15 protein-coding genes are annotated in these 18,043 nt (G+C 60.4%); 11 read left to right on the top strand and 4 right to left on the bottom strand.

The window, feature by feature from the left end:
• Positions 1 to 121: 121 nt before the first annotated feature.
• Positions 122 to 1,066, bottom strand: a complete 945-nt coding sequence (locus tag KGA98_RS10380) for a GlxA family transcriptional regulator (RefSeq protein WP_223502268.1) — start codon at positions 1,064 to 1,066, stop codon at positions 122 to 124.
• Positions 1,067 to 1,289: 223 nt separating this feature from the next.
• On the opposite strand from KGA98_RS10380, the gene KGA98_RS10375 reads away from it, so the two are divergent.
• The 6 genes from KGA98_RS10375 (at position 1,290) to KGA98_RS10350 (ending at position 6,775) form a co-directional block, all read left to right on the top strand.
• On the top strand, positions 1,290 to 2,234 hold the full coding sequence (locus KGA98_RS10375; RefSeq protein ID WP_223502267.1) for a choline ABC transporter substrate-binding protein: 945 nt from the start codon (positions 1,290 to 1,292) through the stop codon (positions 2,232 to 2,234).
• A 94-nt stretch (positions 2,235 to 2,328) separates the two neighbouring features.
• A complete protein-coding gene (locus KGA98_RS10370) occupies positions 2,329 to 3,216 on the top strand; it encodes a 3-keto-5-aminohexanoate cleavage protein (RefSeq protein ID WP_223502266.1) in 888 nt (295 codons plus the stop codon).
• 133 nt (positions 3,217 to 3,349) lie between these two features.
• Positions 3,350 to 4,315: an L-carnitine dehydrogenase gene (locus KGA98_RS10365; protein WP_095964145.1), complete on the top strand. Its 966-nt coding sequence runs from the start codon at positions 3,350 to 3,352 to the stop codon at positions 4,313 to 4,315.
• A 154-nt stretch (positions 4,316 to 4,469) separates the two neighbouring features.
• Entirely contained in the window at positions 4,470 to 4,946 is a 477-nt protein-coding gene (locus tag KGA98_RS10360) for a thioesterase family protein (RefSeq protein ID WP_223502265.1), read from the top strand.
• A 13-nt stretch (positions 4,947 to 4,959) separates the two neighbouring features.
• Positions 4,960 to 6,123: a gamma-butyrobetaine dioxygenase gene (locus KGA98_RS10355; RefSeq protein WP_223502264.1), complete on the top strand. Its 1,164-nt coding sequence runs from the start codon at positions 4,960 to 4,962 to the stop codon at positions 6,121 to 6,123.
• Between the two features lie 385 nt (positions 6,124 to 6,508).
• A complete protein-coding gene (locus KGA98_RS10350; RefSeq protein ID WP_007995656.1) occupies positions 6,509 to 6,775 on the top strand; it encodes a hypothetical protein in 267 nt (88 codons plus the stop codon).
• 111 nt (positions 6,776 to 6,886) lie between these two features.
• On the opposite strand, the gene KGA98_RS10345 is transcribed toward KGA98_RS10350, so the two are convergent.
• Both KGA98_RS10345 and KGA98_RS10340 read right to left on the bottom strand, forming a co-directional pair.
• On the bottom strand, positions 6,887 to 7,990 hold the full coding sequence (locus KGA98_RS10345; protein ID WP_007975492.1) for a GlxA family transcriptional regulator: 1,104 nt from the start codon (positions 7,988 to 7,990) through the stop codon (positions 6,887 to 6,889).
• A 532-nt stretch (positions 7,991 to 8,522) separates the two neighbouring features.
• A complete protein-coding gene (locus KGA98_RS10340; RefSeq protein WP_223502263.1) occupies positions 8,523 to 9,899 on the bottom strand; it encodes an L-serine ammonia-lyase in 1,377 nt (458 codons plus the stop codon).
• Between the two features lie 435 nt (positions 9,900 to 10,334).
• Between KGA98_RS10340 and KGA98_RS10335 the strand changes: the two genes are divergently transcribed.
• The 3 genes from KGA98_RS10335 (at position 10,335) to choV (ending at position 13,369) form a co-directional block, all read left to right on the top strand.
• Positions 10,335 to 11,282, top strand: a complete 948-nt coding sequence (locus KGA98_RS10335) for a choline ABC transporter substrate-binding protein (RefSeq protein WP_223502262.1) — start codon at positions 10,335 to 10,337, stop codon at positions 11,280 to 11,282.
• Positions 11,283 to 11,348: 66 nt separating this feature from the next.
• On the top strand, positions 11,349 to 12,194 hold the full coding sequence (gene choW, locus KGA98_RS10330) for a choline ABC transporter permease subunit (RefSeq protein WP_057716544.1): 846 nt from the start codon (positions 11,349 to 11,351) through the stop codon (positions 12,192 to 12,194).
• Positions 12,191 to 13,369: a choline ABC transporter ATP-binding protein gene (choV, locus tag KGA98_RS10325; protein ID WP_047534342.1), complete on the top strand. Its 1,179-nt coding sequence runs from the start codon at positions 12,191 to 12,193 to the stop codon at positions 13,367 to 13,369. Before choW ends, choV begins: the two co-directional genes overlap by 4 nt.
• Before the next feature lie 199 nt (positions 13,370 to 13,568).
• On the opposite strand, the gene betT is transcribed toward choV, so the two are convergent.
• On the bottom strand, positions 13,569 to 15,566 hold the full coding sequence (betT, locus tag KGA98_RS10320) for a choline BCCT transporter BetT (RefSeq protein WP_223502261.1): 1,998 nt from the start codon (positions 15,564 to 15,566) through the stop codon (positions 13,569 to 13,571).
• Positions 15,567 to 15,890: 324 nt separating this feature from the next.
• On the opposite strand from betT, the gene betI reads away from it, so the two are divergent.
• Positions 15,891 to 16,484, top strand: coding sequence for a transcriptional regulator BetI (betI, locus tag KGA98_RS10315; RefSeq protein WP_007985937.1), 594 nt, complete (start codon positions 15,891 to 15,893; stop codon positions 16,482 to 16,484).
• A 62-nt stretch (positions 16,485 to 16,546) separates the two neighbouring features.
• Positions 16,547 to 18,019 carry a betaine-aldehyde dehydrogenase gene (betB, locus tag KGA98_RS10310; protein WP_057712979.1) on the top strand — a complete coding sequence of 491 codons (1,473 nt, stop codon included), beginning with the start codon at positions 16,547 to 16,549 and terminating at the stop codon, positions 18,017 to 18,019.
• The last annotated feature ends 24 nt before the right edge of the window (positions 18,020 to 18,043 follow it).

Here is an 18,043-nt window from a genome sequence, read left to right as displayed (position 1 = left end):
AGACACTGGTGATCAAATGTGGGAGCGGGCTTGCTCGCGAATGCAGTCTGTCAGCTGACATCTGTGCCGATTGACACACCGCTTTCGCGAGCAAGCCCGCTCCCACAGGTTTCTCGGGTGTTTATGCCTGCGCCGTACGCCGATCCTCCCGCGGGCACCGCTCATACTTCGCCCGATAACTGCGGGTGAAATACGACGGCGATTCAAACCCGCAGGCAATACTCACTTCCAGCACGCTCATGTCGGTCTGGCGTAGCAACTGCCGGGCCTTTTCCAGCCTTAATCGCAGATAGAAATTGCTCGGCGTGTCGTTCAGATGCAGGCGAAACAGGCGCTCCAGCTGCCGCCGCGTCACCTTGATCGATTCCGCCAGTTCCAGCGTGCTCAGCGGCGGTTCGCTGTGCTGCTCCATCTCGCCGATCACGTGAACCAGCTTCTTGTTGCTGATGCCATAACGCGTGGCGACTTCCATGCGCTGATGGTCTTTGCGCGGGCGGATGCGGCCAAGCACGAATTGCTCGCTGACCTGGATCGCAAGCTCCGGGCCATGGGCCTGGGCGATCAGATCCAGCATTAAATCAATAGAGGCGGTGCCGCCAGCAGAGGTGATGCGACGGCGGTCGATCTCGAACAGTTCCTGGGTGACGCTGAGCTGTGGATAAGATTCCTTGAACGCGTCGATGGCTTCCCAGTGCAGGGTCAGGCGATGGCCGTCGAGCAAACCCGCCTCGGCGAGGATGAAGCTGCCGGTGTCGATGCCGCCGAGAGTCACGCCTTCGTGGTCCAGGCGGCGCAGCCAGTGTTCCAGCGCCGGGGTGGTGAACTTCAGGGGCTCGAACCCGGCGACCACCAGCAGGGTCACGCCTTTTTTCAACGGTTCCAGCGCCGCATCGGCGTTGACCGACATGCCGTTGCTCGCCAGCACCGCCCCGCCATCGGCGCTCAGCACATGCCAGCGATACAGCTCGCCACGAAAGCGATTGGCCACCCGCAACGGCTCGATGGCCGAGATAAATCCGATGGCCGAGAAACCCGGCATCAACAAGAAGTAGAAATCCTGGGACATGGAGCGCACTCGCTTAGCAGGTAACAAGAGGCCAGGTAACGAGAGGGCGGGCAGCGTAGGGATGTTGATACGCCACTTGCGAGCGGCATTCAAGGGGGCAGGTCGCTGCAGTGCAAGAGCTGGTCGCCGCAGTGCGCTTTCATCGGTGCTTTGCTGCGTAACTTGGCATCACCGGCGCATCAGACACCGGAACTCACAATAACGAACTGCCGAGGAACCTGAGATGAAACGACTGATCAGCAGCTGTGTTCTTGCACTCAGTGGTACCGCGTTACTGAGCGCCAGTGTCATGGCCGCCGAACCCGCCGCGTGCCAGAACGTGCGCATGGGTGTAGTGAACTGGACCGACGTGATCGCCACCAGTGCCATGACCCAGGTATTGCTCGACGGCCTCGGCTACAGCACCAAACAAACCAGCGCCTCCCAGCAAATCATCTTCGCCGGGATCCGCGACCAGCGTCTGGACCTGTTCCTCGGCTACTGGAACCCGCTGATGACCCAGACCATCACCCCGTTCGTCGACGCCAAGCAGGTCAAGGTGCTTGATGCGCCAAGCCTGCAGGACGCCCGCGCGACCCTCGCCGTGCCGACCTACCTCGCCGACAAGGGCCTGAAAACCTTCGCTGACATCGCCAAATTCGAAAAAGAACTGGGCAGCAAAATCTACGGCATCGAGCCTGGCTCGGGCGCCAACACCCAGATCAAGGCCATGATTTCCAAGAACCAGTTCGGCCTTGGCAAGTTCCAGCTGGTCGAGTCCAGCGAAGCCGGCATGCTCGCCGCCGTGGACCGCGCCGTGCGTCGCAACGAAGCCGTGGTGTTCTTCGGCTGGGCACCGCACCCGATGAACGTCAACGTGAAAATGACCTACCTCACCGGCAGCGACGACGCCCTTGGCCCGAACGAAGGCAAGGCCACCGTATGGACCGTCACCGCACCGACCTACGCCGAACAATGCCCGAACATCGGTCGCCTGCTGAGCAACCTGACGTTCACCGCCGAAGACGAGAGCCGGATGATGCAGCCGCTGCTGGATCACAAGGACGCTTTCGAGTCGGCCAAACAATGGCTCAAGGATCACCCGCAGGACAAAAAACGCTGGCTTGAAGGCGTCACCACCTTCGATGGCAAACCGGCCGCTGAAAACCTGCAACTGACCAGTAAATAAACCGAATGAACCACCGACTCGCAGCCCCAACGGGCTGCGAACGGAACTACCACGCCTGGCCAAAACCAAAAACTCGCCTGTAAGGAACCGCCAAATGAACCACGACGTCATCATCACCTGCGCACTCACCGGTGCTGGCGACACGACCGCCAAGAGCCCACACGTGCCGGTCACCCCGAAACAGATCGCCGCCGCCGCCGTGGAAGCTGCCAAGGCCGGCGCCACCGTGGTTCACTGCCATGTGCGCGACCCGCAAACCGGCAAGTTCAGCCGTGATGTGGCGCTGTATCGCGAAGTGATGGAGCGCATCCGCGAGGCGGACGTGGACATCATCGTCAACCTCACCGCCGGCATGGGCGGCGACCTGGAAATCGGCGCTGGCGAGAACCCGATGGAATTCGGCCCGAATACCGACCTGGTCGGCCCGCTGACCCGCTTGGCCCACGTCGAAGAACTGCTGCCGGAAATCTGCACCCTCGACTGCGGCACCCTGAACTTCGGCGACGGCGACACCATTTACGTCTCCACCCCGGCCCAACTGCGCGCTGGCGCCAAACGCATCCAGGAACTGGGCGTTAAAGCCGAGCTAGAGATCTTCGACACCGGCCACCTATGGTTCGCCAAGCAGATGATCAAGGAAGGCCTGCTCGACAACCCGTTGTTCCAGCTGTGCCTGGGCATCCCTTGGGGCGCACCGGCGGACACCACCACCATGAAAGCCATGGTCGACAACCTGCCGACCGACGCGGTCTGGGCCGGTTTCGGTATCGGTCGCATGCAGATGCCGATGGCGGCACAAGCAGTGTTGCTCGGCGGCAACGTGCGGGTCGGGCTGGAAGACAACCTGTGGCTGGACAAGGGCGTACTGGCGACCAACGGCCAACTGGTCGAGCGCGCCTCGGAAATCCTCAGCCGCCTCGGTGCCCGCGTCCTGACCCCGGCTGAAGGCCGCAAGAAAATGGGCCTGACCAAGCGCGGTTAATCCCACACATCCCCCCCCTGTAGGAGCGAGCTTGCTCGCGAAAAAGGTACAGCCGACGCCAATCAGCGCCTGGAATACCATCGCGAGCAAGCTCGCTCCTACAGAGGATCACCGAATTCTCCAGGAAATCGCCATGAGCTTTATCACCGAAATCAAAACCTTCGCAGCGTTAGGCAGCGGTGTCATCGGCAGCGGTTGGGTATCCCGCGCCCTCGCCCATGGCCTGGATGTAGTGGCCTGGGACCCGGCCCCCGGTGCCGAAGCGGCCCTGCGCAAGCGTGTCGCCAACGCTTGGGGCGCACTGGAAAAACAAGGTTTGGCACCGGGTGCATCGCAGGATCGCCTGCGTTTTGTCGCAACCATCGAAGAGTGCGTGCGCGATGCCGATTTCATCCAGGAGAGCGCCCCGGAACGGCTGGAGCTGAAACTGGACCTGCACAGCAAAATCAGCGCGGCAGCCAAGCCCAATGCGCTGATCGGTTCCAGCACCTCTGGCCTGTTGCCGAGCGAGTTCTACGAGAGCGCCACGCACCCGGAACGCTGTGTGGTCGGTCACCCGTTCAACCCGGTTTACCTGCTGCCACTGGTGGAAGTGGTCGGCGGTAAAAACACCGCCCCTGAAGCGGTGCAAGCGGCCATGAAGGTCTATGAATCCCTGGGGATGCGCCCGTTGCACGTGCGCAAGGAAGTACCGGGTTTCATCGCCGACCGCCTGCTCGAAGCGCTGTGGCGCGAGGCGCTGCACCTGGTCAACGACGGCGTGGCGACCACCGGTGAAATCGACGATGCAATCCGCTTCGGCGCCGGCCTGCGCTGGTCGTTCATGGGCACGTTCCTGACTTACACCCTGGCCGGTGGCGATGCCGGCATGCGTCACTTCATGGCGCAGTTCGGCCCGGCGTTGCAGTTGCCGTGGACCTACCTGCCGGCGCCGGAGCTGACCGACAAACTGATCGATGATGTGGTCGATGGCACCAGCGATCAACTGGGCAAACACAGCATTTCGGCGCTGGAGCGCTATCGTGATGACTGCCTGCTGGCGGTGCTGGAGGCGGTGAAGACCACCAAAGAGAAGCATGGGATGGCCTTCAGCGAGTAAACCTCAAGCTAATGGGCCAGCAGGTCTGCCCCCTTCGCGAGCAAGCCCGCTCCCACATTTGATCGCAGGTGTCTGATACAACTCGGTCACCTGTGGGAGCGGGCTTGCTCGCGAAAGCGACGGTACCGTCACCACACATATTGGAAGTTAAACCATGCCCACCCTCACCACCTACCAAACCACCATCATCCCCGACTGGGTCGACTACAACGGCCACCTGCGCGACGCCTTCTACCTGCTGATTTTCAGCTACGCCACCGATGCCCTGATGGATCGCCTGGGCCTGGACAGCAACAGCCGCGAGGCCAGCGGCAACTCGCTGTTCACCCTCGAACTGCACCTCAATTACCTGCACGAGGTGAAGCTCGACGCCCAGGTCGAAGTGCACACCCAAATCATCGCCCACGACAACAAGCGCGTGCACCTCTATCACAGCCTGCATCTGGCGGGTGATGCCCGGGAACTGGCTGGCAATGAACAGATGCTGCTGCACGTGGACCTCGCCGGGCCGCGTTCGGCGCCGTTCAGCGAGCAGTCCTTGAGCCAGCTGCAAGCCATCGTCGCCGAACAGGCAGATCTGCCAGCGCCCGAGTACATTGGCCGAGTGATCGCATTACCCCAAAAAAAATAACAAGGAGATCGCCATGAACACCGCCGCTGCCTTTGCCGACTTTCGTACCTATCCGTTGATCAGCGCGCTGACTGCCGTGCAGACCCTGGCGGACCGTGTTCTGGTGAAGTGGGCCGACAATCGCGTCAGCCCCTTCCACCATCAATGGCTGCGAGACAATTGCCCGTGCCCGCAGTGCGTCTACACCGTGACCCGCGAGCAAGTGCTGGAAATCGTCGATGTAGCTCAAGACTTGATCCCTGAGCAAGTGCACATCGACACCGAAGGTTGCCTGTCGGTTGATTGGCAGGACGGTCACAGCAGCCGCTTCGATCCCGGCTGGCTGCGCGCCCACGCCTATGACGACGAGTCCCGCGCCGAGCGCCAGGCACGCAAGCCAAAAGCCAGGCTTTGGCACAGTAATGTTCAGTTGCCGGTATTCGAGTATCAGGCGCTGATGAACGACTCCGACGCCTTGTTGCAATGGTTGTTGGCGGTACGGGATGTCGGATTGACCCAAGTCCGTGGCGTGCCCACCGAACCCGGCTCTCTGAAGCTGATCGCCCAACGGATTTCCTTCATCCGCGAGAGCAATTTCGGCGTGCTGTTCAACGTGCAATCCAAGGCCGACGCCGACAGCAACGCCTACACCGCGTTCAACCTGCCACTGCACAGCGATTTGCCAACCCGGGAGTTGCAACCGGGGCTGCAATTCCTGCATTGCCTGGTCAATGACGCCGAGGGTGGCGAGAGCATTTTTGTCGACGGGTTTGCCATTGCCGACGCCTTGCGCCGGGAAGACCCCGAATCTTTCAAAAGCCTCTGCGAAATCCCCGTGGAGTTTCGCAACAAGGACCGTCACAGCGACTACCGCTGCCTGGCACCGATCATTGCCCTGGATACGTTGGGGCAGGTGTCGGAAATCCGCATGGCCAACTTTCTGCGCGGCCCCTTCGATGCATCGGTGGAGCAGATGCCCAAGTTGTATCAGGCCTACCGGCGCTTTATCGCGATGACCCGCGAGCCTCGATTCAGGTTGATGCAGCGGCTCAATCCCGGTGAGCTGTGGTGCTTCGACAACCGCCGCACCCTGCACGCCCGCAACGCCTTCGACCCCGCCACCGGCGCCCGGCATTTCCAGGGCTGCTATGTCGACCGGGATGAGTTGTTGTCGCGCATCCTCGTGTTACAGCGCTAGACCGCGTCATCGATCATCGCGAGCAAGCCCGCTCCCACATTTAACCGCGTTTCTCTGAAAGGACTCGGTCGAATGTGGGAGCGGGCTTGCTCGCGAAGACGGTATATCAATCAACACAAAATCCACTGATTCACAGGCAAAAAAAACCCCGATCAAGCCGTGACAGGATCGAGGCAGAGGGTACTGTTGAGGAGCTGCCGTGCGAGGGTGACCAAACCTTCGTGAAGCGAGCTGAGTCCAGTGTGCCCCCTCCTTTGGCCGGCAAGTTGCCCGAAAACGACCTGTTCATAGCCAATGCTGCCATTGCGACAATTCGCCCTTGCCGACACCCGGCACCCCTACCAGAATCGAACCAAGACACCGTTCCCTGAAGAAGGATTGCGTCATGATGCACGCCGATTTGATAGACCAGGAAGACCTGTTGGGCCAGCTCAAGTCGTTGGGATTCGAGGTGCCCACCGGCGCCACCGCCGAGCAAGCCTGCGAGTGTGCGGTACGGGGTTTGAACGATGTACGGGCGATGACCCTGCGGACCATGGTCAAACAGATGTACACCAGCAGCGCGACCATCCTGCCGGCGGTGCGCCAGGCGATCGACAAGCAGTTGTTGCCGGCGCTGGCGGAGTATCAGCAGAGCCATACAGGCCGATAAATCCATTCGCGAGCAGGCTCGCTCCCACAGGAGATCGGGGTTGAACACAAAATGTGTGAACAATCCGAAAACCTGTGGGAGCGAGCCTGCTCGCGATAAAGGCGCCTCGGTCTAGAGCCTTACACTGGCAAACGTAGACTCATTACGCGCCTGGCTCAGCGCCGACAACGGCCCGGACAACGGCGACAGCACCAGCGCTTGAGGCAACGGCATCATCGCCACTTGCTGGGTGGTGTTGGACCCTACGCGCTCGTCACGTGGCGGAATGCCGAAGTATTCGCGGTAGCACTTGGAGAAGTGCGGCGTGGACACAAACCCGCACACCGAAGCCACTTCGATGATCGACATCGGCGTTTGCTTGAGCAGCTGGCGCGCGCGGATCAGGCGCAGCTTGAGGTAGTAACGCGACGGCGAGCAGTGCAGGTACTTCTGGAACAGGCGTTCGAGCTGACGACGGGACACCGCGACATACACCGCCAGTTCGTCCAGGTCGATCGGCTCTTCAAGATTGGCCTCCATCAACGCGACGATTTCCTGCAACTTCGGCTGGTTGGTGCCGAGCATGTGCTTGAGCGGCACGCGCTGATGATCCTGCTCGTTGCGGATGCGCTCGTAGACGAACATTTCCGAAATGGCCGCCGACAGTTCACGTCCGTGATCACGGCTGATCAGGTGCAGCATCATGTCCAGCGGCGCAGTGCCGCCGGAGCTGGTGAAGCGGTTACGGTCGAGGGTGAACAAGCGGGTGCTCATCGCTACACGCGGGAAAGCTTCCTGCATCGCCGCCAGGCATTCCCAGTGCACGCTGCAATCAAAACCATCGAGCAGGCCGGCGCAGGCCAGAGCCCAGCTGCCGGTGCACACCGCGCCGAGGCGGCGGGACTGGCGAGCCTGGCTTTGCAGCCATGACACGTGTTCCCGGGTGACAGTGCGCTGGATGCCGATGCCGCCGCACACGATGACGGTGTCCATCGGCGGGGCTTTGTGCATGGAAGCGTCGGGGGTGATTTGCAGGCCGTCACTGGCCCAGACCTGGCCGCCATCGACGGTGAGGGTGGTCCAGCGATAAAGCTCGCGACCGGACAACTGGTTGGCCATGCGCAGCGGTTCCACTGCGGAGGCCAGAGAAATCAGCGTGAAATTGTCCAGCAGCAGAAAGCCGATGGATTGAGGCGCACGGTTCTGGGGTTGGGCCCCGGAGTTGAACGTCGTCATCGCGGTATCTCCTCACACAAAGCGGGTGATGGCCTCAGGCGGAGGCTCTTTTTATTGCCATCGTTCTCGCGTGGGAGACGGGCTTTGTAATGACAGAGCAATTGCCATGCCTAAATTTGAATGCGCGTTCAATAACTCCTAAAAACGACGTCGGAATGTGTCTATGTATGTCTTGCAAGGCGTGGGGATTTAAATGGCCATCAGGACTGGCAAGCGCCCCGGCCCACAAGCTGTGAGCAATTCGGTAGCACTTGTGGGAACGGCGTTTCGCCGCATCGCAGAGGAGTGTCACCGCAAGCACGGGTGACGGGCGGTCGAAGGCTGGCTGGCCCTCGATCAGTGGCAAGACGATTTATCTGTAAGCGACGCACTAAAAGATGGCGCGACTTCGAGCGGGTGTTCACTTGGTGCGCAGTTTTGACTGGTCTGCCGCCTTCGCGAGCAAGCCCGCTCCCACATTGGATTTGTGAACGACGGAGATCAAATGTGGGAGCGGGCTTGCTCGCGAAGCAGGCGACTCGGTTTTATTGTCTCAACACTCCACCGCACTCACCGCCAACCCACCCCGCGATGTCTCCTTATATTTGTCATGCATGTCGGCACCGGTATCGCGCATGGTGCGGATCACCCGATCCAGCGAAATGAAGTGCTGACCATCACCGCGCAATGCCATTTGCGCGGCGTTGATCGCCTTCACCGCAGCAATTGCGTTGCGCTCGATGCACGGCACCTGGACCAGCCCACCCACCGGGTCGCAGGTCAGGCCGAGGTTGTGCTCCAGACCGATCTCCGCCGCGTTGCACAGCTGCTCTGGCGTGGCGCCAAGGATTTCCGCCAGCCCCGCCGCCGCCATGGCGCAGGCCGAACCGACTTCGCCCTGACAACCGACTTCGGCACCGGAGATCGAGGCGTTCTTCTTGCACAGGATTCCCACCGCCGCCGCGCCGAGGAAGTAGTCGACGACATTGGCGTCGGTCACGGCCTCGCTGAATTTCATGAAGTAGTGCAGCACCGCCGGAATGATCCCCGCCGCGCCGTTGGTCGGTGCCGTGACCATGCGCCCGCCGGCGGCGTTTTCTTCGTTGACCGCCAGGGCGAACAGGTTGACCCATTCCATGGCGCTCAAGGTCGAGCCGATCACGTTGGGTTTGTTCAGTTCCTGCAGGCTGCGATGCAGCTTGGCCGCGCGGCGGCGCACGTTCAACCCGCCGGGCAGGATGCCTTCGTGTTTGAGGCCCTGTTCAACGCAATCCTGCATGGCGCGCCAGAGCTTCATCAGGCCGCTGCGGATTTCATCCTCGCTGCGCCACACCCTCTCGTTGGCCATCATTAACTCAGCCACGCGCAGGTTGTGTTTTTTACACAGTTCCAGCAACTCGGCGGCGCTGGAAAAATCATAAGGCAACACCGTGCTGTCGAGGTCGACGACACCGCTGGAGGCCTGCGCTTCATCGACGACAAAACCGCCGCCGACCGAATAGTAGGTGTCGCGATGCAACTCGCCGGCATCACCCTCGACAATCAGGGTCATGGCGTTGGGATGGAATGGCAGGTTCTCGTCGATCAGGCGCATGTCCCGGCCCCAGATGAAGGGCACCGGCAAGCGACCGTCGAGCAGCAGCGTATCGGTCTCGCGCAGGTTGGCGATACAGATGCCGATTTGCGACGGATCAATCGCATCCGGCCACTCGCCCATCAGCCCCATGATCACTGCATTGTCGCTGCCGTGGCCGATACCGGTGGCCGACAACGAGCCGAACAGCTGGACTTCGACACGCCGCACCTGCTCAAGCAACCCACGCTCGCGCAGGCCCTGCACAAACAACGCCGCCGCCCGCATGGGCCCCACGGTGTGCGAACTGGAAGGGCCGATGCCGATTTTGAACAGGTCGAAAACACTGATAGCCATTACTGCCGAACTCCTGGATGGGCCCACTGCGCACGCAAAAACGCACGGTGACGGAGCTGCTACGCTCAAGCTGCAATCCGCCGAGATGACCGCATCATCAAGCTTTTATCGTGTTGTTCGACGTCTCTAACCGACGCACTCATGCCCACCAGCGCCGCGTGTCTTTTACGCCGTGTTTTCGCCGTTTTTTTGCGGTTCAGAAGAGGAAAAGGGCCTGAAAAAATCTGTAAACGACGTCACCGACACTGGATGCGACCATCCCTGTACTGGATACGACGCACCCTGTAGGCGTCAGATTTTCACTGGTACATGATCATATCGACTCGATTGCAAGGCGCTGCGGTAGAGCTGTCTCCAGAACGCCATCCAACCGCAACCTATAAGTGCGGTGGTCCAGTCGGAACACTGCCAAAAAAAACACCAAGGAGTCCATCCATGAAAGGTTCCCCGTCGTTGTTGTTGGCCGCCATGCTTAGTCTGCCGGTTCTGGCGCAAGCCGCAGAACCGGCGCAGTGCAGTACCGTAAACTTCTCCGATGTCGGCTGGACCGACATCACCGCGACTACCGCGACCACCAGCGTCGTGCTCAACGCCCTCGGCTACAAGACCAAGACCACCATGATTTCCGTGCCCGTGACCTACAAGTCCCTGGCCGACGGCAAGAACATGGACGTGTTTCTGGGCAACTGGATGCCGACCATGGAAAACGACATCAAGGCCTACCGCGATGCCGGCACCGTGGAAACCGTACGCACCAACCTCAAGGGCGCCAAGTACACCCTCGCCGTCCCTCAGGCGCTGTACGACAAGGGCCTGCATGACTTCGCCGACATCGCCAAATTCAAGAAAGAGCTCGACGGTAAGATCTACGGCATCGAGCCTGGCAACGACGGTAACCGTCTGATCCAGAGCATGATCGACAAGGATGCCTTCGGCCTGAAGACCGCCGGTTTCAAAGTCGTCGAATCCTCCGAAGCAGGCATGCTGTCGCAGGTCGACCGCGCACAGAAACGCGACACCGCCGTGGTGTTCCTCGGCTGGGCGCCGCACCCGATGAACAAGCGCTTCAAAATTCAATACCTGACCGGTGGCGATGACTTCTTCGGCCCCGACTTCGGTGCCGCCACCGTGGCGACCAACACCCGCAAGGGTTACGCGCAGGAGTGCAGCAACGTTGGTCAGTTGTTGAAGAACCTGGAGTTCACCGTCGACATGGAAAGCGAACTGATGGGCAACATCCTGGACGACAAGATGAAGCCTGACGCGGCCGCCAAGGCCTGGCTGAAAAACAATCCACAGGTGCTCGATACCTGGCTCGCTGGCGTGACCACCATTGACGGTAAACCAGGCCTGGAGGCCGTGAAAGCCACACTGGCCAAGTAATCGCTTATGCCGGGCGGCCTCGGCCGTCCGGGCTGTTTATTTCCTTGCATGCGGACGTTCACTACCATGCTGATTGATCAGAAAATCCCCTTAGGCCAGTACATCGCGGGCTTCGTTGAATGGTTGACGCAACACGGCGCCAACACCTTCGACGCCATCGCCGTGTCACTGGAAACGATGATCCACGGCGTGACGTTTGCGCTGACCTGGTTCAACCCGCTGGTACTGATCGGCGTAATCGCACTACTGGCACACTTCATTCAACGTAAATGGGGCCTGACAGCGTTTGTCGTTGCCTCCTTTCTGCTGATCCTCAATCTGGGGTACTGGCAGGAGACCATGGAAACCCTCGCCCAGGTGTTGTTCGCCACCCTGGTCTGCGTGATCATCGGCGTGCCGCTGGGCATCGTCGCCGCGCACAAACCGATGTTCTATACTTTAATGCGTCCGGTACTCGATCTGATGCAGACCGTACCGACGTTCGTGTACCTCATTCCTACCCTGACCCTCTTCGGGCTGGGTGTGGTCCCGGGTCTGATCTCCACGGTGGTGTTCGCGATTGCCGCGCCCATCCGCCTGACCTACCTGGGTATCCGCGATGTCCCGGAAGAATTGATGGACGCCGGCAAGGCCTTTGGCTGCTCGCGCCGTCAACTGCTCTCGCGAATTGAACTGCCTCATGCCATGCCAAGCATCGCGGCCGGCATCACCCAGTGCATCATGCTGTCGTTGTCGATGGTGGTGATCGCGGCACTGGTTGGCGCCGACGGTTTGGGCAAACCCGTGGTCAACGCACTGAATACCGCTGATATCGCCCTGGGCTTCGAAGCAGGTCTGGCGATCGTACTGCTGGCGATCATGCTCGACCGTATCTGCAAACAACCCGACGCCAAAGTAGGGGGTGACGCATGAGCATTATTCGCTTCGATAACGTTGACGTTATCTTCTCCAAGGATCCACGCGAGGCACTCAAGCTGCTGGATCAAGGCATGACCCGTAACGAGATCCTGAAAAAGACCGGGCAGATTGTTGGTGTTGAAAAAGCCAGCCTGGACATCGAAAAAGGTGAGATCTGCGTACTGATGGGCCTGTCCGGCTCCGGTAAATCCAGCCTGCTGCGCTGCATCAACGGCCTCAACACCGTCAGCCGCGGCAAGCTGTTCGTCGAGCACGAAGGCAAGCAGATCGACATTGCCTCCTGCACCCCGGCAGAACTGAAAATGATGCGCACCAAGCGCATTGCGATGGTGTTCCAGAAGTTCGCCCTGATGCCCTGGCTGACCGTTCGCGAGAACATCAGCTTCGGTCTGGAGATGCAGGGTCGTCCCGAGAAGGAACGCCGCAAGCTGGTGGACGACAAGCTGGAGCTGGTGGGCCTGACCCAGTGGCGCAACAAGAAACCCAACGAGCTGTCCGGTGGTATGCAACAACGCGTGGGCCTGGCCCGTGCCTTGGCGATGGACGCCGACATTCTGTTGATGGACGAACCGTTCTCGGCGCTCGACCCACTGATCCGCCAGGGTCTGCAAGACGAGCTGTTGGAACTGCAACGCAAGCTGAGCAAGACCATCGTATTCGTAAGCCACGACCTCGATGAAGCCCTGAAACTTGGCAGCCGTATCGCGATCATGAAAGACGGCCGGATCATCCAGTACAGTGTGCCGGAAGAGATCGTGCTGAACCCGGCGGACGACTACGTGCGGACCTTCGTGGCCCACACCAACCCGCTGAACGTACTGTGCGGCCGCAGCCTGATGCGCACCCTGGACAACTGCAAACGCATCAACGGTTCGGTATGCCTCGATCCGGGCGGCGATTCGTGGCTGGACCTGGCGGAAGGCAACACTATCAAAGGGGCGCGTCAAAACGGTTCTGCTCTGGATCTGCAGAACTGGGTACCGGGTCAGGCTGTTGAAGGCCTGGGTCGTCGGCCAACCCTGGTGGACTCGAACATCGGCATGCGCGATGCGCTGCAGATTCGTTATCAGACCGGCAACAAACTGGTGCTGCACGATAACAACCATGTAGTGGGGATTCTTGGCGACAGCGAGCTGTATCACGCACTGCTCGGCAAGAACCTGGGGTAAGGCAACAGACACAAAAACGCCGCGAGAGTATCGCGGCGTTTTTGTTTATAGGGGTAGCGGGTAATGCAGCTTTGTGGCCGATGGCCCCTTCGCGAGCAAGCCCGCTCCCACAGGGGTAAGCATTCCAATGTGGGAGCGGGCTTGCTCGCGAAGAATGCGATGCGGTGCCTCAGACAGAAACACCGCATCACTTCACAACTCAGCTATAGACGCGGCCAAGGAGCTGCCGATGGCTTTCAAACTGATCGAGCACGTCACGGGTGATCTGATCCTGGGTGAAGCCCATCAAGTCGTAGTCCTGGCTACCGTTGTGCAGATACACCTCGGCACGATAGTAACGCTGACGCGCCTCATCGGATTGAGCCGATTCGGTTGGCGTGGCCAGGTAGCCATCCAGGCTGACTTCGTAGACAAACGGGTTGCCCTCTTCCATCTCGACCCGTACGCCCATGCAACGCTTGGACTTGCCCAGCAGCGTCTGCACTTCCAGGCCTTGCGTACGCAGCTGCACAGCCGCATCGTCCAGCGCCGGAGTCACGTGCTTGTCCATGAAGCGCTGGACCACCGACTGGCTCGGTTGCAGGTCCAGCTGGGTCAAGCGCTCAGTGAAACCACGGCGACCACGTGCCGCCAGTTCCGCTTGCTCCTGTTCGATCTGCACGTCCTGGCGCATGGCCTTGTGCAAGCCGAACATGAAGAACACCAGCACCACCGAGAACGGCAGACCGGCCAGCACCACCATGGTCTGCATGGCTTCGAAGTTGCCGGCGAACAGCAGGCCGATGGTCACCAGGGTGATCACCGCCGACCAGAAGATCCGCAGCCAGTGCGGCGCGTCTTCGTCGACATTGCCGCCCTTGCACGAAAGGTTGGCCATCATCACCGCGCCGGAGTCCGCCGGGGTCAGGAACAGCACGAAACCGACAAAGATCGACACGCCGATCACAACCTTCGACGCCGGGTAATGCTCAAGCAACTGGTAGATCGCCATGGACGGCTGTTCCAGCGCCGTCTTCCCGAGCTCCACCGCCCCATGGTTCATCACCAGGTCCAGGGCAGAGTTACCGAAGATCGACAGCCACGCCAGGGTGAAGCCCAGCGGAATCAGCAGCACGCCGGCCACCAGTTCGCGCACGGTGCGACCACGGGAAATACGCGCGATGAACATGCCCACGAATGGCGCCCAGGAAATCCACCAGGCCCAGTAGAACAGGGTCCACAGGCCCAGCCAGCGGTCGGACTTCTCACTGTCGCCTTCGTACACATACAGATCGAAAGTCTTCAGCACCACGCCGTTCAGGTAGTCGCCGACGTTCTGTACGAAGCCGTTGAGCAGGTGCAAGGTCGGGCCGAACAACAGGACGAAAATCAGCAGGCCGCTGAACAGCACGATGTTGAGGTTGGACAGACGGCGGATGCCGTTTTCCACGCCCGACACGGCAGCGATGGTCGCCACGGTGCTCATCACAATGATCACGATCAGCAGGTTGGTGTTGCTGTGCTCCATGCCGAACAGGTTTTCCAGCCCCGACGACACTTGCAGCGAACCGATCCCCAGGTTCGTCACCAGCCCCAGCAGGGTCACGAACATGCCGAAGCCGTCCACCGCGTGCCCGGCCGCGCCCTTGACCCAACGCTCTCCCACCAGCGGATACAAAGCCGAACGCAACGCCAGCGGCTGGTTGTGCCGGTAGGCAAAGTACGCCACGGCCAGGCCGACCAGCGCGTAGATCGCCCAGCCATGCAAGCCCCAGTGCAGGAAGGTCAGCTGCACCGCCTGACGAGCCGCCAGGTTGCTGCCAGCAACGCCTTCCGGCGGGTTGAAGTAGTGGTCCAGCGGCTCGGACGCACCGAAGTACAGCAGCGAAATACCGATACCCGAGGAGAACAGCATCCCCGCCCAGGCACCGTAGCTGAAGTCCGGGGTGTCGTCCTTGCTGCCCAGTTTCAATTTGCCGTAGGACGAAAACGCCAGACCAACGACAAAAATCAGGTAGGCGGCGATCACCACCATGTAGTACCAGCCGAAGCTGCGGGACAACCAGGCTTGCGCCGTACCCAGCATTCTGCCGGCCTCTTGCGGGGCGATGATCAGAATGACGGTCAACAACAGAATCAACGCGGTAGAGGTGTAGAACACCCAACCGTTGACCGTCACCTTCTCGGGTGGGGTCTTTATTAGCGAGGCAGAACTCATGGCACAGATGCTCCGGGCAGTGCGAGAGAAGAACGCAAGACAAACGAGTTACCCGACCAATCGGTTAGTGGGCAGCCGACCGGCGGGTGATATAAAGACAGCCCGAAAAAAGCCCGAAGCCCTTGAGACGCCGTGGCGTATAGGCTTCGAGCTATTTCGGATGTCGGTTTGCCGCCATTTACATGTAGGAAAAATCTGTAAGCAGCGACGATTTGTCGCAGATCTTATTCTTTGTTGATTGAACGTTCAATCAAAACAAAATAGACTGGCCCTCAAGCCGATGGACGTTCTGCGTCTGCGGGAAGGCCTAAGGAGATGTGCAAGATGCCCAAGGTCGGTATGCAACCCATCCGCCGCCAGCAATTGATCGAAGCCACTTTGCAGGCCGTCGATCAGGTCGGAATGGGGGACGCCAGCATTGCGCTGATCGCCCGTTTGGCCGGTGTCTCGAATGGCATCATCAGTCACTACTTTCAGGACAAGAATGGCCTGATCGCCGCCACCATGGGGTACCTGATGACCGTCCTGAGCGAGAACGTCACCCTGCGCCGACAGGCGCTGACAGATGACAGCCCGAGGGCTCATCTGCAGGTGATCATCGAAGGCAACTTCGACGCCAGCCAGGTCAATGGCCCGGCAATGAAAACCTGGCTGGCCTTCTGGGCCACCAGCATGCACCAGCCGTCTTTGCACAGGTTGCAGCGGATCAACGATCACCGTCTGTATTCCAACCTGTGCTGCCAGTTTCGCCGCGTGCTGCCGCTCAATGATGCGCGCAGTGCCGCCCGAGGCCTGGCAGCGTTGATCGACGGCCTGTGGTTGCGCGGCGCGTTGTCGGGAGATGCTTTCGACACCGAGCAGGCGCAACAGATTGCTTACGAATACATGGATACCCAACTGGCCAAGCGGGTGAGTTAGAGCACACATAAACGCTCAACCACCGAACCGCGCCAGCCACTTAATGCTCTTGCGAGGACTTTATGGCCCGTTTCGAACTGCAAAAACTCTACATCGATGGCGCGTACAGCGACGCCAGCAGCGACGCCACTTTCGAAGCCATCAACCCGGCTAACGGTGAAGTCCTCGCAAAAGTGCAACGTGCTACCAAGGAAGACGTCGAACGCGCCGTCGTCAGCGCCGAAAAGGGCCAGAAGATCTGGGCCGCCATGACCGCCATGGAGCGTTCGCGCATCCTGCGTCGTGCCGTGGAAATCCTGCGCGAGCGCAACGACGAACTGGCCGCCCTGGAAACCCTGGACACCGGCAAGGCCTACTCCGAAACCCGCTACGTCGACATCGTCACCGGCGCTGACGTGCTGGAGTACTACGCAGGCCTGGTACCGGCCATCGAAGGCGAGCAGATTCCGCTGCGCACCACTTCGTTCGTCTACACCCGTCGCGAGCCGCTGGGCGTCGTGGCCGGTATCGGCGCGTGGAACTACCCGATCCAGATCGCCCTGTGGAAATCCGCACCAGCCCTGGCGGCCGGTAACGCGATGATCTTCAAGCCAAGCGAAGTCACCTCGCTGACCACCCTGAAACTGGCCGAGATCTACACCGAAGCCGGCGTGCCAAACGGCGTGTTCAACGTCCTGACCGGCAGTGGCCGTGAAGTCGGCACCTGGCTGACCGAACACCCGCGCATCGAGAAAGTCTCGTTCACCGGCGGCACCGATACCGGCAAGAAAGTCATGGCCAGCGCTTCGAGCTCTTCGCTCAAGGACGTGACCATGGAACTGGGTGGCAAGTCGCCGCTGATCATCTGCGACGACGCCGACCTCGATCGCGCCGCCGACACCGCGATGATGGCCAACTTCTACAGCTCCGGCCAGGTTTGCACCAACGGCACTCGCGTGTTCGTACCGGCTCACCTGAAGGCCGCTTTTGAAGCCAAGATCGCTGAGCGCGTTGCGCGCATCCGCATCGGCAACCCGGAAGACGAAAACACCAACTTCGGTCCGCTGGTCAGCTTTGCGCACATGGAAAGCGTGCTGGGCTACATCGCCAAGGGCAAGGAAGAAGGTGCTCGCCTGCTGTGCGGCGGTGAGCGCCTGACCGACGGTGAATTCGCCAAGGGTGCGTTCGTGGCGCCGACCGTGTTCACCGACTGCACCGACGACATGACCATTGTCCGCGAAGAAATCTTTGGCCCGGTGATGGCGATCCTCTCCTACGAAACCGAAGAAGAAGTGATCCGCCGCGCCAACGACACCGACTTCGGCCTGGCCGCCGGCATCGTCACCAAGGACCTGAACCGCGCCCACCGCGTGATTCATCAGCTGGAAGCCGGTATCTGCTGGATCAACGCCTGGGGCGAATCCGACGCGAAGATGCCGGTCGGTGGCTACAAGCAGTCGGGTGTCGGCCGTGAGAACGGCATCAGTTCGCTGAACAATTTCACCCGCATCAAATCGGTACAGGTCGAGCTGGGCGATTACGTCTCGGTGTTCTAAGACCGAGACCTGTATTGCTCGCGA

It is taken from the genome of Pseudomonas sp. BF-R-24 (genome assembly GCF_019947335.1).
Classification (GTDB): domain Bacteria; phylum Pseudomonadota; class Gammaproteobacteria; order Pseudomonadales; family Pseudomonadaceae; genus Aquipseudomonas; species Aquipseudomonas jessenii.
The sequence above is the reverse complement of the archived record's forward strand: the minus strand, read 5'-3'. Positions and strand labels throughout refer to the sequence as shown.